This is a genomic window from Bacillus xiapuensis, assembly GCF_002797355.1.
Classification (GTDB): Bacteria; Bacillota; Bacilli; order Bacillales; family Domibacillaceae; genus Bacillus_CE; species Bacillus_CE xiapuensis.
On record NZ_KZ454940.1, the window covers coordinates 824,990 to 847,081 of the forward strand.

General features: G+C 45.3%; 23 protein-coding genes and 2 other annotated features (1 of these 25 running past the window's edge). All 23 genes read left to right on the top strand.

Translation table 11 applies throughout. The features are described 5' to 3' along the window. Nucleotides 1-27, top strand: the end of a protein-coding gene (locus CEF20_RS15715) for a protein-arginine kinase activator protein McsA (protein ID WP_100332761.1). Its footprint begins 516 nt before the window's first position; only the last 27 of its 543 coding nucleotides appear in the window; its start codon lies off the left edge, out of view; its stop codon occupies nucleotides 25-27. Next, entirely contained in the window at nucleotides 27-1,082 is a 1,056-nt protein-coding gene (locus CEF20_RS15720; RefSeq protein ID WP_100332762.1) for a protein-arginine kinase McsB, read from the top strand. Before CEF20_RS15715 ends, CEF20_RS15720 begins: the two co-directional genes overlap by 1 nt. 20 nt (nucleotides 1,083-1,102) lie before the next feature. Then, nucleotides 1,103-3,538 (top strand): ATP-dependent protease ATP-binding subunit ClpC, encoded by a 2,436-nt coding sequence (gene clpC, locus CEF20_RS15725; RefSeq protein WP_100332763.1) that lies wholly within the window; start codon nucleotides 1,103-1,105, stop codon nucleotides 3,536-3,538. A 90-nt stretch (nucleotides 3,539-3,628) separates the two neighbouring features. After that, nucleotides 3,629-5,002 (top strand): DNA repair protein RadA, encoded by a 1,374-nt coding sequence (radA, locus tag CEF20_RS15730; protein ID WP_100332764.1) that lies wholly within the window; start codon nucleotides 3,629-3,631, stop codon nucleotides 5,000-5,002. Nucleotides 5,003-5,123: 121 nt separating this feature from the next. Continuing rightward, nucleotides 5,124-6,218: a PIN/TRAM domain-containing protein gene (locus CEF20_RS15735; RefSeq protein WP_100332765.1), complete on the top strand. Its 1,095-nt coding sequence runs from the start codon at nucleotides 5,124-5,126 to the stop codon at nucleotides 6,216-6,218. A gap of 14 nt (nucleotides 6,219-6,232) precedes the next feature. Further along, nucleotides 6,233-6,919: a 2-C-methyl-D-erythritol 4-phosphate cytidylyltransferase gene (gene ispD / locus CEF20_RS15740; protein ID WP_100332766.1), complete on the top strand. Its 687-nt coding sequence runs from the start codon at nucleotides 6,233-6,235 to the stop codon at nucleotides 6,917-6,919. 19 nt (nucleotides 6,920-6,938) lie between these two features. After that, nucleotides 6,939-7,421 (top strand): 2-C-methyl-D-erythritol 2,4-cyclodiphosphate synthase, encoded by a 483-nt coding sequence (gene ispF, locus CEF20_RS15745; protein WP_100332767.1) that lies wholly within the window; start codon nucleotides 6,939-6,941, stop codon nucleotides 7,419-7,421. A gap of 91 nt (nucleotides 7,422-7,512) precedes the next feature. Further along, nucleotides 7,513-8,973 carry a glutamate--tRNA ligase gene (gltX, locus tag CEF20_RS15750; protein ID WP_100332768.1) on the top strand — a complete coding sequence of 487 codons (1,461 nt, stop codon included), beginning with the start codon at nucleotides 7,513-7,515 and terminating at the stop codon, nucleotides 8,971-8,973. A 57-nt stretch (nucleotides 8,974-9,030) separates the two neighbouring features. Next, nucleotides 9,031-9,264: a binding site (T-box leader), on the top strand. 68 nt (nucleotides 9,265-9,332) lie between these two features. Continuing rightward, nucleotides 9,333-9,974: a serine O-acetyltransferase gene (gene cysE / locus CEF20_RS15760; protein ID WP_198508559.1), complete on the top strand. Its 642-nt coding sequence runs from the start codon at nucleotides 9,333-9,335 to the stop codon at nucleotides 9,972-9,974. Then, on the top strand, nucleotides 9,971-11,368 hold the full coding sequence (gene cysS / locus CEF20_RS15765) for a cysteine--tRNA ligase (protein ID WP_100332771.1): 1,398 nt from the start codon (nucleotides 9,971-9,973) through the stop codon (nucleotides 11,366-11,368). The genes cysE and cysS overlap by 4 nt, the downstream gene beginning before the upstream one ends. A 3-nt stretch (nucleotides 11,369-11,371) precedes the next feature. Next, nucleotides 11,372-11,791 (top strand): Mini-ribonuclease 3, encoded by a 420-nt coding sequence (locus tag CEF20_RS15770; RefSeq protein ID WP_100332772.1) that lies wholly within the window; start codon nucleotides 11,372-11,374, stop codon nucleotides 11,789-11,791. Between the two features lie 2 nt (nucleotides 11,792-11,793). Next, complete coding sequence (gene rlmB / locus CEF20_RS15775; RefSeq protein ID WP_100332773.1) at nucleotides 11,794-12,537, top strand: 23S rRNA (guanosine(2251)-2'-O)-methyltransferase RlmB; 744 nt, start codon at nucleotides 11,794-11,796, stop codon at nucleotides 12,535-12,537. 3 nt (nucleotides 12,538-12,540) lie between these two features. After that, nucleotides 12,541-13,050: an NYN domain-containing protein gene (locus CEF20_RS15780; RefSeq protein WP_100332774.1), complete on the top strand. Its 510-nt coding sequence runs from the start codon at nucleotides 12,541-12,543 to the stop codon at nucleotides 13,048-13,050. Nucleotides 13,051-13,116: 66 nt separating this feature from the next. After that, complete coding sequence (sigH, locus tag CEF20_RS15785) at nucleotides 13,117-13,767, top strand: RNA polymerase sporulation sigma factor SigH (RefSeq protein WP_100332775.1); 651 nt, start codon at nucleotides 13,117-13,119, stop codon at nucleotides 13,765-13,767. 68 nt (nucleotides 13,768-13,835) lie between these two features. Beyond that, the gene (gene rpmG / locus CEF20_RS15790) at nucleotides 13,836-13,982 is read left to right on the top strand and encodes a 50S ribosomal protein L33 (RefSeq protein ID WP_100332776.1); all 147 of its coding nucleotides are present in this window, start codon (nucleotides 13,836-13,838) and stop codon (nucleotides 13,980-13,982) included. A gap of 37 nt (nucleotides 13,983-14,019) precedes the next feature. Next, complete coding sequence (gene secE, locus CEF20_RS15795) at nucleotides 14,020-14,205, top strand: preprotein translocase subunit SecE (RefSeq protein ID WP_100332777.1); 186 nt, start codon at nucleotides 14,020-14,022, stop codon at nucleotides 14,203-14,205. Nucleotides 14,206-14,353: 148 nt separating this feature from the next. Continuing rightward, the gene (gene nusG / locus CEF20_RS15800) at nucleotides 14,354-14,887 is read left to right on the top strand and encodes a transcription termination/antitermination protein NusG (RefSeq protein ID WP_100332778.1); all 534 of its coding nucleotides are present in this window, start codon (nucleotides 14,354-14,356) and stop codon (nucleotides 14,885-14,887) included. A 172-nt stretch (nucleotides 14,888-15,059) separates the two neighbouring features. Then, nucleotides 15,060-15,485 (top strand): 50S ribosomal protein L11, encoded by a 426-nt coding sequence (gene rplK, locus CEF20_RS15805; protein WP_157796317.1) that lies wholly within the window; start codon nucleotides 15,060-15,062, stop codon nucleotides 15,483-15,485. 123 nt (nucleotides 15,486-15,608) lie between these two features. Next, complete coding sequence (rplA, locus tag CEF20_RS15810) at nucleotides 15,609-16,310, top strand: 50S ribosomal protein L1 (protein WP_100332779.1); 702 nt, start codon at nucleotides 15,609-15,611, stop codon at nucleotides 16,308-16,310. Between the two features lie 43 nt (nucleotides 16,311-16,353). Further along, nucleotides 16,354-16,498: a sequence feature (ribosomal protein L10 leader region), on the top strand. A 63-nt stretch (nucleotides 16,499-16,561) separates the two neighbouring features. Next, nucleotides 16,562-17,062 (top strand): 50S ribosomal protein L10, encoded by a 501-nt coding sequence (gene rplJ / locus CEF20_RS15815; protein ID WP_100332780.1) that lies wholly within the window; start codon nucleotides 16,562-16,564, stop codon nucleotides 17,060-17,062. Between the two features lie 68 nt (nucleotides 17,063-17,130). Continuing rightward, nucleotides 17,131-17,496, top strand: coding sequence for a 50S ribosomal protein L7/L12 (gene rplL / locus CEF20_RS15820; protein ID WP_100332781.1), 366 nt, complete (start codon nucleotides 17,131-17,133; stop codon nucleotides 17,494-17,496). 94 nt (nucleotides 17,497-17,590) lie between these two features. After that, nucleotides 17,591-18,205, top strand: coding sequence for a class I SAM-dependent methyltransferase (locus CEF20_RS15825; protein WP_100332782.1), 615 nt, complete (start codon nucleotides 17,591-17,593; stop codon nucleotides 18,203-18,205). A gap of 236 nt (nucleotides 18,206-18,441) precedes the next feature. Then, complete coding sequence (gene rpoB, locus CEF20_RS15830) at nucleotides 18,442-21,999, top strand: DNA-directed RNA polymerase subunit beta (protein ID WP_100332783.1); 3,558 nt, start codon at nucleotides 18,442-18,444, stop codon at nucleotides 21,997-21,999. Nucleotides 22,000-22,092 lie beyond the last annotated feature (93 nt).

Consider the following 22,092-nt stretch of genomic DNA (forward strand, 5'->3'; position numbering starts at 1 on the left):
CTGCTTAATGAAGGAGGAGAGTCCTGATGTCTTTAGAAAGATTTATGAACCAAGCCGTAAGTTCTTGGATGAGCAGTGAAGGGCCGCATTCAGATATTGTGCTAACTTCCAGAGTGCGTCTTGCAAGAAACTTATCAGAATATAAGTTTCCATCTTTGCTGAAAGCGGAAGAAGCTGCAGCGCTGACAAAGGATGTAGCAGAGGCCGTGCAATCGGATGATTCGTTAGAGCTTCTAATGATGGAGAACTTATCTCCTTTGCAAAAGAGAGTGCTAGTTGAAAAGCATTTAATCAGTCCTTATCTAGCGAACGCATCCGAGCATGGCGCTGTTCTTCTCACGGAACGAGAAGATATTAGCGTGATGATCAATGAAGAAGACCATATCCGGATTCAATGTTTGTTTCCAGGTTTGCAGCTGAAAGAAGCGTTAGCAAAGGCGGATGAGATTGATGATGCTATTGAGCAAAAGGTGCAGTATGCGTTTGATGAGCAGAAAGGTTATTTAACCAGCTGTCCGACCAACGTAGGAACAGGGTTAAGAGCATCCGTGATGATGCATCTTCCGGGCCTCGTATTAACGCAGCAGCTCAATCGAATTATTCCGGCTATCAGCCAGTTAGGATTAGTTGTTAGAGGAATTTATGGGGAAGGCAGCGAAGCTTTAGGTAATATATTTCAAATTTCCAACCAGCTGACGCTTGGAAAGTCCGAAGCCGATATTGTCGAAGATTTATTGAGTGTTGTTCATCAAATCATTTCCCAAGAACAGCTGGCAAGAGAGACTTTAGTTCATAACTCCGGCATTCGGTTGGAGGATAAAGTTTTCCGCTCTTATGGTGTTTTAACCAACAGCCGCATTATTGAAACGAAAGAAGCGGCGCAATGCTTGTCCGATGTAAGACTTGGAATTGATATTGGGTATATTCACAATATCTCCAGAAGTATTCTAAATGAATTAATGATTTTAACTCAGCCGGGATTTTTGCAGCAATATGCCGGCGGGCCGCTTTATCCTGAGGAACGGGATGTCCGGCGGGCGGCACTGATTCGCGAGCGATTGCAGATGGAAGAAAATCGTTGATATAAAGGAGATGGATGTATATGATGTTTGGTCGTTTTACCGAAAGAGCTCAGAAGGTATTGGCGCTTGCGCAGGAAGAAGCTATTCGTCTGGGGCACAGCAATATTGGCACGGAACATATATTGCTAGGTTTAGTGCGAGAAGGGGAAGGCATTGCTGCCAAAGCCTTGTACGGACTCGGACTCAGCTCTGAAAAAATTCAGCAGGAAGTAGAGAATTTAATCGGCAAAGGGGAGGGGGCTGCACAAACGATTCACTACACCCCCCGTGCTAAAAAAGTGACAGAGCTTTCAATGGATGAAGCTAGGAAGCTTGGCCATTCCTACGTCGGCACGGAACATATACTGCTGGGCTTAATACGGGAAGGAGAGGGAGTAGCTGCTCGCGTGCTCAGCAATTTAGGTGTCAGCTTAAACAAAGCTCGCCAGCAAGTTCTGCAACTGCTGGGAAGCAATGAATCAAATGGCCATCAAGGCGGAACGGCCTCTAATGTGAATACACCGACCCTTGACAGCCTGGCACGCGATTTAACAGCTGTTGCGCGAGAAGGCAGTCTGGATCCGGTCATCGGCCGCAGCAAAGAGATTCAGCGTGTGATCGAAGTGCTCAGCAGAAGAACGAAAAACAATCCGGTATTAATCGGTGAACCGGGAGTAGGCAAAACAGCCATTGCTGAGGGGCTTGCTCAGCAAATTATCAATAATGAAGTACCGGAGACTCTTCGAAATAAGCGAGTCATGACATTGGATATGGGAACAGTGGTAGCTGGAACGAAGTATCGCGGTGAATTTGAGGATCGCTTAAAGAAAGTAATGGATGAAATTCGTCAGGCCGGAAACATTATTCTATTTATCGATGAGCTGCATACGTTGATTGGAGCAGGCGGAGCGGAAGGAGCCATTGATGCCTCCAATATTTTAAAGCCGTCGCTTGCCCGCGGCGAATTGCAATGCATCGGGGCGACTACTCTGGATGAATACCGCAAATACATTGAAAAAGATGCAGCCCTTGAACGCCGCTTCCAGCCAATCCAAGTGGATGAACCGTCTCTGGAAGAATCCATTCAGATTTTAAAAGGGTTAAGAGACCGCTATGAAGCTCATCACCGTGTCTCGATTACAGATGAAGCTATTGAGGCAGCGGTGAAAATGTCAGACCGCTACATCTCTGATCGGTTTTTGCCGGATAAAGCGATTGACTTGATTGACGAAGCAGGTTCTAAAGTACGCTTGCGCTCATTTACAACGCCTCCTAATCTCAAAGAGATGGAAATCAAATTAGAAGGCATTCGCAACGAGAAAGACGCCGCAGTCCAAAGCCAGGAGTTTGAAAAGGCAGCTTCTCTGCGCGATTCCGAGCAAAAGCTGCGGGAAGAATTGGAAAGAACGAAAAATGAATGGAAAGAAAAGCAAGGAAAAGAGAACAGCGAGGTCACAGTGGAGGATATTGCTATTGTCGTCTCCAGCTGGACGGGAATTCCTGTATCCAAGCTCGCGCAAACAGAAACGGAAAGACTGCTGAATTTAGAAGAAATTCTCCATTCCCGCCTGATTGGCCAAGAGGAGGCCGTCAAGGCTGTGTCAAAAGCGGTCCGCCGTGCCAGAGCCGGACTGAAAGATCCCAAACGCCCGATCGGTTCCTTCATCTTCTTAGGGCCAACAGGCGTCGGAAAAACGGAGCTGGCCAAAGCTTTAGCAGAAGCAATGTTTGGCGACGAGGATGCGATGATCCGAGTCGACATGTCCGAATATATGGAGAAGCATTCGACTTCCCGGCTTGTAGGATCCCCTCCAGGCTATGTCGGATATGATGAAGGCGGACAGCTGACAGAGAAAGTTCGCCGCAAGCCGTACTCAGTGATTTTGCTGGATGAAATTGAAAAAGCCCATCCGGATGTATTCAATATACTCTTGCAAGTGCTAGAAGACGGCCGTTTAACAGATTCTAAGGGACGTACCGTTGATTTCCGCAACACCGTCTTAATCATGACATCCAATGTTGGAGCGCAGTCACTAAAGCGCAATAAGTATGTCGGGTTCAGTGTTCAAGATGGGGAACAGGACTTTAAAGACATGAAGGAGAAAGTGTTTGAAGAATTGAAGCGCGCCTTTCGTCCTGAGTTTCTTAACCGCATTGATGAGATGATTGTCTTCCATTCTTTAGAGAAGAAGCATCTGAAAGAAATTGTTACGCTCATGGCGGAGCAATTAACGAACCGTTTGAAAGAGCAGGAGATTCATGTTGAGCTGACAGAGGCTGCGAAAGAGAAAATCGCAGAGGAAGGATATGATCCTGAATATGGAGCACGCCCATTGCGCCGGGCGCTTCAGAAACAAGTGGAGGACCGTTTGTCCGAAGAATTGTTAAAAGGGGAAGTATTAAAGGGTCAGCATGTCATTGTGGATGTAGAAAACAACGAATTTGTTGTGAAAACGAAAGAGCCATCGACTGCCTGAATAATGGAGGAAGGGTGCAGATGCTGATTGCGGCTGCACCCTTTTCTCTTATATTTCTGTATTGAGGACAAAAAAGATAGAGGTGCATGTATGGTAAAGAAAAAGACAAAATTTATTTGTCAGTCATGCGGATATGAATCACCCAAGTGGATGGGAAGATGCCCTGGCTGCAATCAATGGAATCAAATGGTGGAGGAAGTGGCGGTAACAGGAACGCCAAAGCGGACATTTATGCATTCGGAATCAACAGTCGCTGCAAAGCCCGCCAAGCTGTCTGCCGTAGAAACCGTGCAGGAGCCGAGAGTGACCACGGAGATAAAGGAGTTTAACCGCGTGCTTGGCGGCGGTGTAGTGCCCGGTTCATTAATATTGATAGGTGGTGATCCGGGAATTGGCAAGTCCACCTTGCTATTGCAGGTTTCTTCGCAGCTAAGCGCCAAGAGAAATAAAGTCCTGTATATATCGGGGGAAGAATCAATCAAGCAGACAAAACTGCGGGCGGACCGGTTAGCTGTTAAGAATGACCAGCTATTTATTTATTCTGAAACAAACTTGCAGCTAATTCATGCAGCCATTCAAGAGATGAAACCGGCTTTTGTCATTATCGACTCCATCCAAACCGTCTATCACCCTGAAGTGACATCCGCACCCGGAAGCGTATCTCAAGTGAGAGAATGTACAGCAGAGCTGATGCGAATCGCTAAAATGAATGGGATAGCGATCTTTATTGTCGGGCATGTGACGAAAGAAGGTGCTATTGCCGGACCTCGATTATTGGAACATATGGTGGACACTGTGTTATATTTTGAAGGAGAGCGTCACCACACCTATCGGATATTGCGTGCTGTGAAAAACCGATTTGGCTCCACTAATGAAATGGGCATTTTTGAAATGAAGGAAATGGGATTGGAGGAAGTAGCCAACCCATCGGAAATATTCTTGGAAGAGCGTTCGCAAGGGGCATCCGGTTCAACGGTTGTCGCTTCTATGGAAGGCACGAGACCCGTGCTTGTAGAAATTCAAGCCCTTATTTCTCCTACTGTTTTCGGTAATCCGCGGCGGATGGCAACGGGCATTGACCATAACCGCGTCACGCTTTTAATGGCAGTGCTTGAAAAGCGGGTTGGACTGCTGCTGCAAAATCAAGATGCATACTTGAAGGTTGCTGGAGGGGTTAAGCTCGATGAGCCGGCGATTGATCTGGCTGTGACAGTCAGCATTGCTTCCAGCTTTCGAGATGAGCCGACCAATCCGAGCGACTGCATAATCGGAGAAGTGGGATTGACAGGAGAGGTCAGAAGAGTATCAAGAATTGAGCAAAGAGTCTCTGAAGCAGCTAAGCTAGGTTTTACACGCATCATTATTCCCGCTAATAATTTAGGGGGATGGAAAATACCGAATAATGTTAAGGTGGTAGGCGTGTCTACGGTAAATGAAGCGTTGAAGGCGGTTTTTGGTAAGTGATTACCTTTCGAAATAGGGTATAATAGATTACCGCTCTTGAGGCTTTAGAGCGGTTTATTGAAAAAACACGGTTGCGAATGGAAAAAAGTGTTTATAATAAATACGAGGAGGTGAAGAGGGAATGTTAAAGCGTCTCGTGCAGGCGGGATTTATTATATTAGGCGGCACATTAGGTGTTATTCTTATTCCGGACTTATTAAAATTAATTAGCTTAGATCAAGTGCACTTAATAAATAACCCGTATGTTGCAGCGATACTAGGAGCGATTATTTTCTATATGCTGACCTTTTGGGCAGTTGATTATATTGTGGGTTTTGTAAAATGGCTGGAAGATCGGATCGTTACCGCTCCATTGACGGACATTCTTTCTGGAAGTTTAGGCTTAATCTTAGGGTTGATTGTCGCTTTTTTGGCAGGGAATACACTAAATTCGATTGAAAATCCCATTGCCAGTACGGTGGCCCCCATCTTTTTAACACTGTTACTCGGTTATCTAGGCTTCCAAGTCGGGTTAAAAAAGCGGGATGAAATAAAAGGTCTCTTTTCTTTAAATAAAGGCGCAAAGAAAAAAGAAGCCGAAGCGGCAGAAACACCTAGGCAGTCAAAGAACTATTATAAAATTTTAGACACGAGTGTCATCATCGACGGAAGAATTGCGGATATTTGCCAAACTGGGTTTTTGGAGGGCTGCTTGATTATTCCGCATTTTGTTTTGGAAGAGCTTCAGCATATTGCTGATTCCTCCGATACACTTAAACGGACCAAAGGACGCCGGGGGTTGGATATTTTAAACCGCATTCAAAAGAAAATTTCAGTCGATGTAGAAATCACTGAGCGAGATTTTGAAGATATTCATGAAGTTGACAGCAAGCTGGTCAAGCTTGCTAAAGAAATGCAGGGAATTGTCGTAACCAACGATTTTAATTTAAACAAAGTTTGTGAGCTGCAAAACGTGCAGGTGCTGAATATTAATGATTTAGCCAATGCTGTTAAGCCGCTGGTGATTCCTGGTGAGGAAATGCAAATACTGGTGATCAAAGACGGGAAAGAGCAAAAGCAAGGCATTGGCTATTTAGATGACGGTACCATGATCGTCGTGGAAGAAGGGCGAGATTATATTGGCAAGCAAATCGATGTGATTGTGACGAGTGTGCTGCAAACGTCAGCAGGCCGAATGATTTTTGCCAAGCCGAAATTAGCTGAAAAAGCGCTTTAAAGGGGTATGGTTGAATGGAATATCAAGTGGTGATTCCCGCGGCGGGACAAGGCAAGCGGATGAAAGCGGGCAAGAATAAATTGCTTTTGTCTTTGCGGGGCCTTCCGGTGATTATCCACACATTGCAAGTGTTTGAGAAGGATCCGAACTGCGAAGGAATAATATTAGCTGTACAGCCGGAAGAAAGACAGCTTTTCACCGATTTAATCCGCCAATATCAAATAGCTAAAGTTCGCGGTCTGGCCGATGGAGGAAAAGAACGCCAGCATAGCGTATATAACGGGCTGAAGCAAATTGGCAAAGACGGGATTGTACTCGTGCATGATGGAGCCCGGCCGTTTATTACAGCGGACATCATTCAAGAGCTTGTTGTACAAGCCGAGGCAGCAGGAGCAGCGGTAGTCGCTGTTCCGGTGAAGGATACGATTAAGCGTGTAGAGAATGGAAAAGTAGCGGAGACAGTAGAACGCGCTAGCTTGTGGTCCGTGCAAACGCCACAAGCTTTTCGCGTATCTGCTTTGCTGAACGCGCATGAGCAAGCAGAACGAGACGGTTTTTTAGGCACGGATGATGCCTCGCTTGCGGAAAGAATCCATCTTCCTGTGCAAATTGTAGAAGGAGATTATGATAATATTAAACTGACAACGCCTGAGGATCTTTTTGTTGCTGAGGCGATCATTCAAAAAAGAAAGACACTATAAAGCTTAAAGGAGAAAGAACATGTTTCGTATTGGACAAGGCTTTGATGTGCACCAGTTAGCAGAAGGCCGCCCATTAATTATTGGGGGCATTGAGATACCCTATGAAAAAGGATTGCTGGGACATTCCGATGCCGACGTGCTATTGCATACAGTAGCGGATGCATGTCTTGGAGCGATTGGAGAAGGGGATATCGGCAAGCATTTTCCAGATACGGATCCGGCGTTTAAAGGAGCGGATTCCGCTGTTTTGCTTGAGCGTGTGTGGCAGCTTGTGAAAGATCGCGGCTATGCTTTAGGAAATATAGACTGTACCATTATTGCCCAGAAACCCAAAATGGCTCCCCATATTGAGAGCATGAGAACAAGAATTGCGCAGCTGCTGGAGGCAGACAGCTCCCAAGTGAATGTCAAAGCGACCACCACTGAAAAGCTTGGCTTTGCCGGACGGGAAGAAGGAATCGCCGCGCAAGCCACGGTACTTTTAGTAAAGAGTAAAGGCTAATCACCTTTCTTCTGCAGGACAACGGTGGTAGAATGATAAGATCACTGCATTTAATATAAGCATTTAGGGATAAACTGAGGAGGAAAATGGAATGGCTAATGACATTCGTGTGCGTTATGCGCCAAGCCCAACAGGCCACCTACATATTGGAAATGCGCGGACAGCGCTGTTTAATTATTTATTTGCCCGCAGTCAAGGCGGAAAATTTATTATTCGAATCGAGGATACCGATCAAAAACGAAACATTGAAGGCGGCGAGCAAAGTCAGCTGACCTATTTGCGCTGGCTTGGGATGGATTGGGACGAAGGTGTAGATGTAGGCGGAGAGTATGGTCCCTATCGTCAATCAGAGCGGAATCATATTTATAAAAAGTATTATGAGCAGCTGCTGGAAGAAGGCAAAGCTTATAAGTGCTATTGTACTTCAGAGGAGCTTGAAGCAGAACGGGAAGCTCAGCAGGCAGCGGGAAAAGATATGCCCGGATATTCTGGAAAATGCCGTCATTTAACGGCAGAAGAGCAAGCCAAACTTGAAGCGGAAGGACGGCAGCCAAGCATTCGTATTAAAGTGCCTAAGGGAGAAGTGCTGGCCTTTACCGATATGGTAAAAGGGGAAGTGTCTTTTGACTCCGATGATATAAATGATTTTGTCATTGTCAAAAGAGACGGCACACCAACGTATAATTTTGCTGTCGCGGTAGATGACTATTTAATGGAAATGACCCACGTATTGCGCGGAGACGACCATATTTCCAATACTCCAAAGCAATTATTGATATATAAAGCGCTCGGCTGGGAACCGCCAATCTTCGGTCATATGACGCTGATCGTCAACGAAAGCCGCAAAAAATTAAGTAAGCGTGATGAGTCGATCATTCAATTTATTGAGCAATACAAGGATCTTGGCTACTTGCCTGAAGCGCTGTTTAACTTTATTGCCCTGCTTGGCTGGTCTCCTAAGGGAGAAGAGGAAATTTTCTCGAAAGAAGAATTTATCGAAATCTTTGATGCTGAGCGTTTGTCTAAATCCCCGGCTTTATTTGATCAGCAAAAGCTCGTGTGGATGAATAATCAGTATATGAAACAAGCGGATCTGGACCGAGTGGTTGATCTTGCGCTACCACATTTAATCAAAGCGGGCCGAATCACTGAAAATCTTTCTGGCGAGCAGCAAGAATGGGTTCGTCATTTAATTGCTCTTTATCAAGAAAAAATGAGCTATGGAGCGGAAATTGTCGAGCTATCAGAGCTGTTCTTTAAGGAGGATATTGCGTATGAGGCTGAAGCAAAAGAGGTGCTTCAGGAAGAGCAAGTTCCTGAAGTGATGGCTGCCTTCCTTGCAAAGGTTAAAGAACTGGAAACATTTGAAGCCGACGAAATAAAAAAAGCGATAAAGGCTGTTCAAAAAGAAACAGGCCATAAAGGCAAGAAGCTGTTTATGCCGATCCGTGCGGCGGTTACAGGCCAAACTCACGGCCCGGATCTGCCGAAAGCAATCGAATTGCTCGGCCAAGAGACAGTGCAAGCAAGAGTGGCAAAGATTATCGGTTAACATTTATCTATAAATGTAATATATTATGTTTAGAAGAGTGTTGGCCTTGAACTGAATAACCAAGCGTTGAAAAGGAAAAGTAAATGATTGAAGCTTCTCAGAGAGGATCGTCACCGGCTGCGAGCGTTCCAAGTTATTCAATCATTGAAGTGCCCCTTGGAGTCTGCTGCTGAAAGGGAACGAGTAAGCAGCGGCGGGAACTCCCGTTATCAGTTGAAAGTTGGAGGAATGGCTCAGCTTTATCTTCATTCCTCAAACAGAGTGGAACCGCGTGAATGAAACGTCTCTGTCAGATCAGAGGCGTTTTTGTTTTGCTTGAAATCACCAATAGGAAGAGGGGAGGAATTGCAGTGCTTAAAATGCTTAAAGAAGATATTGATACGATATTTGAGCAGGATCCGGCTGCCCGAAGCTATATGGAAGTGATTTTAACGTACTCTGGATTACATGCGATATGGAGTCATCGTTTAGCTCATGGCTTTTATAAGAGAAAGTTTTATTTCCTCGCCCGCTTGATCTCACAAATCAGCCGTTTCTTCACTGGGATTGAAATTCATCCCGGAGCGAAGATTGGCCGCCGGCTATTCATTGACCATGGCATGGGTGTGGTGATTGGTGAAACATGTGAGATTGGCAATAATGTCACTTTGTATCAAGGCGTCACCCTTGGAGGCACCGGCAAAGAAAAAGGCAAGCGGCACCCAACAGTGAAGGATAACGCACTCATAGCGACCGGGGCGAAGGTGCTTGGCTCCATTACAGTCGGAGAGAATTCGAAAATCGGCGCAGGTTCCGTAGTACTGAAGGATGTTCCTCCTAATTCAACCGTTGTCGGCATCCCTGGGAAAATCGTCGTTCGCGACGGCAAGAAAATAAAAAAGGATTTGAATCACAGAGATTTGCCGGACCCTGTAGCGGATCGGATCATAGAGATGGAGAAGGAAATAAATCATCTTAAACAAGAGCTTGAAGAGGTTAGGAAAGGAGTCTATCAAAAATGACGATACGCCTTTATAATACGCTCACGCGTGAGAAAGAGGAGTTTGTTCCTTTAGAAGAAGGAAAAGTGAAGATGTACGTTTGCGGGCCGACTGTTTATAACTACATTCATATCGGCAACGCCCGCCCGGCCATCGTATTTGATACAGTGCGCCGCTATTTTCAATACAGAGGCTTTGAAGTAGAATTTGTTTCGAACTTTACCGATGTCGATGATAAATTGATTAAAACAGCAAGGGAGCTCGGTGAGGAAGTACCGGTGATTGCTGAGCGCTTTATTAAGGCTTATTTTGCAGATATTGAAGCGCTGGGCTGCCAAAAAGCGGATGTTCATCCGCGGGTAACGGAAAACATCGAATCGATCATTGACTTTATCAGCGCGCTGATCGACAAAGGATATGCTTATGAATCAGAGGGGGATGTATATTACCGGACAAGACAATTTGACGGCTATGGGAAGCTGTCTCACCAGTCCATTGATGAGTTAAAGGTTGGCGCCCGAATTGACGTTGGGGAAAAGAAGGAAGATGCTCTCGACTTTGTGTTGTGGAAGGCCGCTAAGGAAGGGGAAATATCCTGGGACAGTCCATGGGGAAAGGGCCGGCCGGGGTGGCATATTGAATGCTCAGCCATGGCTAAGAAATATTTGGGTGAGACGATTGATATTCACGCAGGAGGCCAAGACTTGGCATTCCCTCATCATGAAAATGAAATCGCCCAATCGGAAGCCTTAACTGATAAGCCTTTTGCCCGCTACTGGATGCATAATGGCTATATTAATATAAATAATGAAAAAATGTCGAAGTCGCTGGGGAATTTTGTTCTGGTGCATGATATTATTCAGCATATTGATCCGCAAGTACTCCGCTTTTTCATGTTATCGGTGCATTACCGCCATCCGATTCATTACAGTGAGGAGCTGCTGGAGAATGCCAAGGCAGCGCTTGAACGGCTGACAACCACCTATGAAAACTTAAAGCACCGCAAACAAGCTAGCAGCAATTTAACAGACAGTGACGAAGCTTGGCTGGCTAAAGCGGCAGCAGTCCAACAGCAATTTATAAAAGAAATGGATGATGACTTTAACACCGCCAATGCGATTTCGGTTTTGTTTGATTTGGCGAAGCAGGCGAATTATTACTTAATGGAGCCGCATACTTCCGAGCAGGTGATCGATGCGTTTATGAACCGCTTTGAAGATTTGTTCTTTGTGCTTGGGTTGAAGCTTGAAGAGGAAGAATGGCTGGATGAAGAGATTGAAGCATTAATTGAGCAGCGGACAAAAGCGAGACAGGAGCGCAATTTTCAGCTGGCCGATGAAATACGTGATAAGCTAAAGGAAATGAATATTATTCTGGAAGATACGCCTCAGGGCATCCGTTGGAAAAGAGGATGAAGCATGCTTGAGTTTGAACCGTTGAAAGAGGCAAAGCAAATGAACAGCCTGGCCCTTGCCTATATGGGCGATGCTATTTATGAAGTGTACGTCCGTCGTTATCTCTTAGCATTGGGCAGGGTCAAGCCGCACTTATTGCATAAAGAGGCGACTCATTATGTGTCGGCCAAAGCGCAGGCAAAATTTTTATTTATACTGCTGGATCAGGATATGCTGAATGAAGAGGAGTTAGCTGTTGTCAGAAGAGGACGCAATGCGAAGTCGGGAAGCGTGCCGAAGAACACAGATGTGCAGACGTACCGCTACAGCACAGCCTTTGAGGCGCTTCTCGGTTTCTTGTTCCTGACAGGGCAGGATAAGCGCATGGTAGAATTAATAGAATACAGTCTAAAGCAGAATATTGAAAAGAAAGGAGGAAGATAAACATGTCGAAGGAGTTTATTGCCGGAAGAAATCCGGTTCTGGAGGCGCTTCGTTCTGATCGGGAAATCAATAAAATATGGATAGCTGAAGGCGCACAAAAAGGGCCGATGCAGCAGATTATGAAAATGGCGAAAGAGCAGAATGTGCTGGTGCAGTTTGTTCCTAAGCAAAAAGTGGATCAAATGACAGAAGAGAATCATCAAGGGGTGGTCGCTTCCGTTGCTGCCTATCGCTATGCAGAATTGGACGAACTGTTTGCCAAGGCAGAGAAAAGCGGAGAAGCGCCGTTTTTTCTTCTGCTTGATGAAATAGAGGATCCTCATAATCTCGGTTCTATCATGAGAACAGCTGATGCGGCTGGCGCTCACGGGATCATTATTCCGAAGCGGCGCGCTGTCGGTTTAACGGCAGCGGTCGCTAAAGCATCCACAGGAGCGATTGAATATATTCCTGTTGCCCGCGTCACTAATCTGGCGAGAACGATGGAAGAGCTGAAAGAGCGGGGAGTATGGATTGCAGGTACAGATGCTAAGGGGAGAGAAGATTACCGTCAGCTCGACGGGGAGATGCCTTTGGCGCTTGTCATAGGCAGTGAAGGCAGGGGCATCAGCCGCCTGATCAAAGAAAAATGTGATTTTCTCATTAGACTTCCAATGGCGGGGCGCGTGACATCTTTAAACGCATCCGTTGCAGCCGGACTACTGATGTATGAGGTGTACCGTAAACGTCATCCATTAGGAGAATAGATGATGAATATCCTGCTTGTCGATGGTTATAACATCATCGGAGCCTGGCCGGAGCTCCGTGAACTAAAGGAGACAGATCTTGCTGCAGCCCGCGACCGGCTGATCGAGCGGATGGCTGAATATCAAGGATTTACCGGTTCCAGAGTCATCGTTGTATTTGATGCCTATTATGTAAAGGGGACTGAGAGGAAATACCGGCAGGCGCAGGTGGAAGTGATTTTCACCCGGAAGAATGAGACGGCGGATGAGCGGATTGAAAAGCTGGCTATTGAGCTTAATCACATTCATAACCAAATTACCGTCGCGACTTCCGATTACACGGAGCAGAGGGTGACTTTCGGCCAGGGAGCTCTGCGGGTGTCTGCGAGAGAGCTGCTTTCCGAAGTCAATGCAATGGGAAGGCATATTAAAAAAAAGCTGGAAAAGATTGAAGAAAAAAAGCCGAATGCCAAAATTCCGCTTACAGATGAAGTGGCGGAAATTTTTGAGAAGTGGCGTCGCGGCAAGAAATGAGTAGTTGACGTTCAAAAAAACGGTGCTGTATAATATTTCTAGTCTATGCATTTGCAGGCGGAGGGGATGTGTGTGTGCTTGAACCGTTCAGATCGTGTGCCGCTGGAATCGCTTAGTGATGAACAACTCATAGAACAGGTCCACAACGGCAGCAGCGATGCGCTGGATTACTTGATTCATAAGTACAAGAACTTTGTTCGGGCTAAGGCTCGCTCTTACTTTTTGATAGGAGCTGACAGAGAGGATATCGTTCAAGAAGGAATGATTGGTCTGTATAAAGCTGTTCGGGACTACAAAGAGGACAAGCTGACGTCCTTTAAAGCGTTTGCTGAACTATGTATTACGAGACAGATTATCACCGCTATTAAGACCGCCACGCGCCAGAAGCATATTCCGCTGAACTCTTATGTGTCGTTGGATAAACCAATTTATGACGAGGAGTCGGATCGCACGCTGATGGACGTTATAACCGGCGCAAAAGTGATGAACCCGGAAGAATTGATCATTAACCGGGAGCAGTTTAATAGCATTGAAGACAAGATGAACGAATTATTAAGTGATCTGGAAAGAAAGGTTTTAGCGCTCTATTTAGACGGACAATCTTACCAGGAGATTTCCGAAGAACTCAACCGCCATGTGAAGTCGATTGACAACGCCTTGCAAAGGGTGAAAAGAAAGCTTGAGCGTTATCTTGAATTCAGAGAAATTAAAATGTAAGACGACGCTTGACTCGTTTGATTTGCAATGATATTTTTAAGAACTAAGATAGATAAGGTGGTCTCACGATGACAAACAAATTAATACTAGCTTGCTCGGAGTGCGGATCAAGAAACTATTCCACAAAGGGAAAAGCCGCTGGACATGAACGCCTGGAAATAAAAAAGTTCTGCAGCACCTGCAACAGGCATACAGTTCACAAACAAACAAAGTAACAAGCAGGTGTGCAATTGATCTTTTGGAGGGTCTGAGATGTCAAGTTTAACACAATTTTTCCGCAACGTAGGCACAGAGATACGAAAGGTGAGCTGGCCGAAGAAAAAGGAACTGACAAGATACACAGTCACTGTTGTGACGACCGTCGTGTTTCTTTCCGTTTTCTTTTTAATTGTTGACCAAGGCATTACAGCCGTTTTGAATTGGATTACCTCGAAGTAATTCGCCGTTTCGTAATTTAAGCTTGAATATACCGGTTTTTAATATGGTATAATAAAAAAATATAGAGAAAATAAAAAAGCCCGCTTCCACGGGTTTTTTAATTTGCTTTTAAACAATAAAGGAGGGAAGGACACTAAAGTCCCTTTCTATGGAGAAGAATTGGTATGTTGTACACACATATTCAGGATATGAGAATAAAGTAAAAGCGAACCTTGAAAAGCGCGTTGAATCCATGGGTATGCAAGATAAAATATTTCGGGTGATCGTGCCCGAAGAGGAAGAAACGGATGTAAAAAACGGCAAAAAGAAAGTTGTGAAGCGCAAGGTGTTTCCTGGGTACGTATTGGTGGAGATCGTCATGACGGATGACTCTTGGTATGTAGTCCGCAATACACCGGGAGTTACAGGGTTTGTCGGTTCATCAGGCCACGGTTCGAAACCGACCCCGCTTCTGCCGGAGGAAGTAAAGAATATCCTCAAGCAAATGGGAATGGATGATAAACGGAAAGATGTGGATTTCGATGTGAAGGAAACGGTAGTTGTCAACGAAGGACCATTTGCTAATTTCGAAGGAACTGTGGAAGAGATCGACTATGACAAAGCAAAGCTGAAAGTCTTGGTAAATATGTTTGGCCGCGAAACGCCGGTTGAGCTTGATTTTCATCAAGTAGATAAAATATAATTGAAAACAACTTGAAATGTTAGTCGAATAATGATAATATTTTTAAGTCAGTACGTCTCAACGACAGAGACTAATTTTAATTGATCATCTTTATTTGCAGAATAAAGATTATGATTTGAGTGGGAGGGGACAACCCCAGATACCACATCACGGACTTAAGGAGGTGTGTCTCGTGGCTAAAAAAGTTATTAAAGTTGTGAAATTGCAAATCCCTGCAGGGAAAGCGAATCCGGCTCCACCAGTAGGACCTGCACTTGGTCAAGCCGGCGTTAACATCATGGGATTCTGTAAGGAGTTTAACGCTCGCACTGCGGACCAAGCTGGTTTGATTATTCCAGTTGAAATTTCGGTATTTGAAGACCGTTCATTTACATTCATCACAAAGACTCCGCCAGCGGCTGTACTGCTTAAGAAAGCGGCCGGCATTCAGTCTGGTTCTGGAGAACCTAACCGCAATAAAGTGGCGACAGTGAAACGTGATAAAGTTCGCGAAATCGCTGAAATGAAAATGCCAGATCTAAACGCAGCTGATGTTGAAGCAGCTATGCGTATGGTTGAAGGTACTGCCCGCAGCATGGGGATTGTGATCGAAGACTAATTATTGGTCTAGTTGAAGTTGTTGTTCAAGGGTTGCGATGTGGATGTAGTTAATATAATTCACTCGCAACCTTTATTCGTGGGAGGTTATTCCGCTAAAACCACATAAGGAGGATTTTTAATAATGGCAAAAAAAGGAAAGAAGTTTCAAGAAGCAGCAAAGCTTGTTGACCGTTCAACAGCGTACCCAATTGAAGAAGCGATTGAATTAGTGAAGAAAACCAGCTTCACAAAATTTGACGCAACAGTAGAAGTGGCGTTCCGTCTGGGTGTAGACCCTAAGAAAGCGGATCAGCAAATCCGCGGAGCGGTAGTGCTTCCAAACGGAACTGGTAAAACACAAACTGTTTTAGTATTCGCTAAAGGCGAAAAAGCAAAAGAAGCGGAAGCAGCAGGTGCAGACTATGTTGGAGACAGCGATTATATCAACAAAATCCAGCAAGGCTGGTTTGAGTTTGATGTCATCGTAGCGACACCGGACATGATGGGCGAAGTAGGTAAGCTTGGCCGTGTGCTTGGACCTAAAGGCTTAATGCCAAACCCTAAAACTGGCACCGTTACATTTGACGTAGCGAAAGCTGTTGAAGAAATCAAAGCGGGTAAAGTAGAATATCGCGTTGATAAAGCCGGTAACGTTCATGTGCCGATCGGTAAAGTATCATTCGAGAACGAGAAGTTGATTGAAAACTTCAACACCATTTTTGACACAATGCTGAAAGCAAAGCCGGCTGCAGCTAAGGGCGCGTTCATGAAGAACGTAGCGGTCACTTCAACAATGGCTCCTGGCATCAAAGTGGATCCTTCTTCTGTAGCAGTAAAACAATAATTGACATTCCAAAAAGTATGTGATATTATACTTTTTGTTGCAAATGAATAAAACATTTATACCGTAGACAGCAGGGGCTGAAAAGCTTAATTTCCCGCCGAGGTAATACGAATATATAGAGTGCGGCATCTCGCCGTGCTTTTCGTACCCCCGCGTCTGCAAAGAGCGGGGGTTTTTACTTGCTTTAAATGGTATGAATGAGAAAGCAAAGAAATATCGTTTTTCGGAGAAATCTACAGGAGGTGTAAAAAATGAACAGTGTAATCGAACAAAAGCAACAGATCGTGAATGACATCGCTGATAAGTTGAAAAACAGTGCCTCTACAGTGGTAGTGGACTACCGCGGTTTAACAGTAGGCGAAGTGACTGAGCTTCGTAAGCAGCTTCGTGAAGCGGGTGTTGAGTTCAAAGTATTCAAAAACACATTGACTCGCCGTGCCGCTGAAATCGCAGAGGTTTCAGACTTAAATGAATTTCTTACAGGGCCGAACGCGATTGCATTCAGTAATGAAGATGTGATTGCGCCAGCGAAAATCCTTAACAATTTCGCAAAAGAACATGAAGCTTTAGAAATTAAAGCGGGTGTTCTGGAAGGAAATCTTGTATCTGTGGAAGAAGTCAAAGCTCTTGCTGAACTTCCATCCCGCGAAGGTTTGCTTTCTATGCTACTCAGCGTGCTGCAGGCTCCTATGCGCAACTTCGCGCTGGCTGCAAAAGCTGTTGCCGATCAAAAGGAAGAACAAGGCGCGTAAGCTGATTCATTCAGCCTGTGCCTGAACGAAACATATTTAAGCATGAAAAATTAAGGAGGAAATATATAATGACTAAAGAGCAAATCATTGATGCGATTAAAGAAATGTCCGTTCTTGAACTAAATGACCTAGTAAAAGCAATTGAAGAAGAGTTTGGTGTAACTGCTGCTGCTCCTGTAGCTGTAGCTGGCGGAGCTGCTGGCGGAGATGCTGCAGCTGAGAAAACTGAATTTGACGTAGTGCTTACTGAAGCAGGCGGCCAAAAAATCAAAGTTATTAAAGTGGTTCGTGAAATCACAGGTCTTGGACTTAAAGAAGCAAAAGAAGTGGTTGACAACACTCCAAAACCACTTAAAGAAGGCGTTTCTAAAGAAGAAGCTGAAGAACTTAAAGCTAAACTTGAAGAAGTTGGCGCTGGCGTAGAAGTTAAGTAATTAAGTGTATGGGACAACAAAAGCCCGCTGGTTCCAGCGGGCTTTTGTTTTTGTTTGGTGAAAGCTTTTAGGCAAAGTAAATGGAGGGATCGGCGTGCCAAACCATTATTACTCGCAAACTCCGGAAAGCGAAAGCAATCCGATGTATTGGGAATACCGTCTGAGAAACAAGCTTTTCCGCTTTAAAACGGATAGTGGCGTTTTTTCTAAAAAAGAAGTCGATTTTGGTTCGCGCTTGCTGATTGAAAGCTTTCAGATGCCGGAGATACCGGGGCCGATTTTGGACGTTGGCTGCGGATACGGTCCGATTGGTTTGTCGGTAGCCGCCCAATCTTCGGAGCGTCTTGTTCACATGGTCGATGTGAACCGCCGGGCGCTTGAATTATCAAAAGAGAATGCAGGGTTAAATAAGATTGAAAATGTCTTAATTTACGAAAGTGACCGGCTGGAGCAAGTCACTGAAAAGGGCTTTGCCGCTATTTTAACCAACCCGCCTATCCGTGCGGGGAAGAAGATCGTTTTGGATATATTTCATCAAAGTTTTCAAAAACTAGCTAGTGGCGGTCAGCTTTGGGTTGTCATCCAAAAGAAACAAGGGGCTCCGTCGGCTATTAAAGAGCTGGAGCAGTTGTTTGGTGAAACAGAGACGGTTGAGCGCTCCAAAGGATATTATATTCTTAAAGCGGAAAAGGCATTGACTGCACAATAGCTCTATGCTATTATTATAAAATGCCAATATAATATTTGTGCTCATTTTTCCAAAAAAGCTTTTGTATGTATATTTTTTTGGTGCATGGGAACAATGATAAAATAATATTCCATTATGTGAAAAAAATGAGGTTTTCTTTGAAAAACCCTTTTTCTTTTTGTCTTATAGAATAGACTGGCTGTCTGCTATAAGATGTATATAGGCAACTAAAACGCTTGATTTGAGGGGTGAATCAGTTGACAGGTCAACTAGTTCAGTATGGACGACACCGCCAACGCAGAAGTTATGCACGCATTAGCGAAGTTTTAGAATTACCAAATTTGATTGAAATCCAAACATCCTCCTATCAATGGTTTCTTGATGAGGGCTTAAGAGAGATGTTCCAAGACATTTCTCCGATTGAAGATTTCACTGGTAATCTTGCACTGGAATTTATCGATTATAGTCTTGCAGACCCGAAGTATCCGGTCGATGAGTCTAAAGAGCGCGATGTCACTTATTCAGCGCCGCTTCGAGTTAAGGTCCGTCTTTTAAATAAAGAGACTGGTGAAGTGAAAGACCAAGAAGTGTTCATGGGCGACTTTCCGCTTATGACCGAAACAGGAACATTCATTATCAATGGAGCAGAACGCGTAATCGTTTCCCAGTTAGTCCGCTCTCCGAGTGTGTATTACAGCGAAAAATTCGACAAGAACGGGAAGAAAGGCTTTACTGCTACAGTGATTCCAAACCGCGGTGCTTGGCTCGAATATGAGACAGATGCAAAGGATATTGTATATGTCCGTATTGACCGCACGCGTAAGTTGCCAATCACAGTATTGCTGCGCGCTTTAGGGTTTGGCTCTGATCAAGAAATCATCGATTTAATCGGCGATAATGAATATATTCGCAACACGCTTGAAAAAGACAACACGGAAAACACGGAAAAAGCGCTGATTGAAATATATGAGCGGCTTCGTCCAGGTGAACCGCCAACGGTTGAAAATGCCAAAAGCTTGCTGATCTCTCGTTTCTTTGATCCGAAGCGATATGACCTTGCAAACGTTGGACGCTACAAAATCAATAAAAAACTTCACACGAAAAACCGCCTATTCGGCCAACGTTTAGCGGAAACGCTGGCAGATCCGGAAACAGGTGAAATTATCGCGGAAGAAGGAACGGTTCTTGACCGCCGCGCACTAGATAAGATCATTCCTTATCTAGAAAAGGGCACAGGGTTTAAAACCTTCCGTCAATCCGGCGGCGTGGTTGAAGAAGATATTGTCGTTCAATCCATTAAAGTATACGCACCGGATAGCGAAGATGGAAAAGTGATTAACATCATTGGGAACGGGTTCCCTGAGCATGATGTCAAGCATATTACGCCTGCCGATATCATCGCTTCCATCGGCTACTTCTTCAATCTTCTTTATGGAGTCGGAAACACAGATGATATTGATCATTTAGGTAACCGCCGCCTTCGTTCGGTAGGTGAGTTGCTTCAAAACCAATTCCGTATCGGATTATCCAGAATGGAACGGGTCGTTCGCGAAAGAATGTCTATTCAAGATGCGAACACGATCACACCTCAGCAATTAATTAATATTCGCCCGGTTATTGCTTCGATCAAGGAGTTCTTTGGAAGCTCACAGCTTTCTCAGTTTATGGACCAAACCAACCCTCTGGCAGAATTGACGCATAAACGCCGTCTGTCTGCTTTAGGACCTGGTGGTTTAACGCGCGAACGCGCCGGCTTTGAAGTGCGGGATGTTCACTATTCTCACTACGGCCGCATGTGTCCGATTGAAACGCCTGAGGGACCAAACATCGGTTTAATTAACTCACTTTCATCTTATGCGAAAGTGAATAAATTTGGCTTTATTGAAACTCCTTACCGCCGGGTCGATCCGGAAACGGGAAAAGTAACAGACCGGATTGATTACTTAACGGCTGATGAAGAGGATAATTACGTTGTGGCCCAAGCGAACGTGCCGCTTGCAGAAGACGGCTCATTCCTTGAAGAAGAAGTAGTTGCCCGCTTCCGCGGTGAGAACACGGTTGTCAAACGCGAGCGCGTGGACTACATGGATGTATCGCCAAAACAAGTAGTATCTGCGGCAACCGCTTGTATTCCTTTCTTAGAAAACGATGACTCCAACCGCGCTCTTATGGGAGCCAACATGCAGCGTCAGGCTGTGCCGTTAATGCAGCCGGAAGCGCCTATTGTAGGAACGGGAATGGAATATGTGTCCGGGAAAGACTCCGGAGCAGCTGTCATCTGCAAGCATGAAGGGATAGTCGAGCACGTGGAAGCGAAAGAAATTTGGGTTCGCCGCGTGCAGGAGATTGATGGCCAAGAAGTGAAAGGCGATCTCGACAAGTATCGCTTATTGAAGTTTATTCGTTCCAACCAAGGAACATGCTATAACCAGCGTCCGATCGTAAGCGTAGGAGATCGTGTGGTCAAAGGAGAGATTCTTGCCGATGGCCCTTCGATGGATAAAGGGGAGCTGGCTCTTGGACGAAACGTAATGGTCGGCTTTATGACATGGGATGGCTACAACTATGAGGATGCCATCATCATGAGCGAGCGGCTCGTTAAAGATGACGTCTACACTTCCATCCATATTGAAGAATATGAATCAGAGTCCAGAGATACGAAGCTTGGTCCTGAAGAAATTACCCACGATATTCCGAATGTCGGTGAAGATGCGCTCCGAAACTTAGATGAACGCGGTATTATCCGCATCGGTGCGGAAGTAAAAGACGGGGATCTGCTCGTGGGGAAAGTTACGCCTAAAGGTGTGACAGAGCTTACCGCAGAAGAGCGGCTATTGCATGCGATTTTCGGTGAAAAAGCCCGCGAAGTGCGCGATACTTCCCTTCGCGTTCCGCATGGCGGAGGCGGAATCGTTCTTGATGTAAAGGTATTTAACCGGGAGGACGGCGATGAGTTGCCGCCAGGTGTGAACCAGCTGGTTCGTGTGTACATCGTTCAGAAACGTAAGATTTCTGAAGGCGATAAAATGGCCGGACGGCACGGAAACAAAGGGGTTATTTCCCGCATCCTGCCTGAAGAGGATATGCCTTACTTGCCGGATGGCAGACCGATTGATATCATGTTGAACCCGCTTGGGGTACCATCTCGTATGAATATTGGTCAGGTGCTGGAGCTCCACCTTGGAATGGCCGCACGCTACCTCGGCATTCATGTCGCTACCCCAGTATTTGACGGTGCGACAGAGGACGACGTATGGGAAACCATCGAAGAATCCGGAATGTCGCGCGACGCCAAAACCGTTCTTTACGATGGCCGCAGCGGAGAACCTTTCGATAATCGTGTGTCTGTCGGAATTATGTATATGATCAAACTAGCTCACATGGTTGATGATAAGCTGCATGCCCGTTCAACCGGTCCATACTCGCTTGTTACCCAGCAGCCGCTTGGCGGTAAAGCCCAATTTGGCGGACAGCGTTTTGGAGAGATGGAGGTTTGGGCGCTTGAAGCATATGGAGCTGCTTATACACTTCAAGAAATTCTGACAGTGAAATCGGATGATATTGTCGGCCGCGTGAAAACATATGAAGCGATTGTCAAAGGAGAGAACGTGCCGGAGCCGGGTGTTCCGGAATCGTTTAAAGTGCTGATTAAAGAGCTTCAAAGCTTGGGAATGGATGTGAAGATCATGTCCGGCGATGACCAAGAAATCGAAATGCGCGATTTAGAGGATGAAGAAGATCTTCAGCAGGCGGATACGTTAAATATTGCCCCTGATGACAAAAAAGAAACTGAAAAGGTAAGTTCAACGGACTAATGAATAAGGCCGGAGAAGGCCATTGCGGCTTCTCCGGCAATCGTGACTAAACAGCAATTAAGCAAATTGGGTAAAACCTGTAGACTGAAAGGG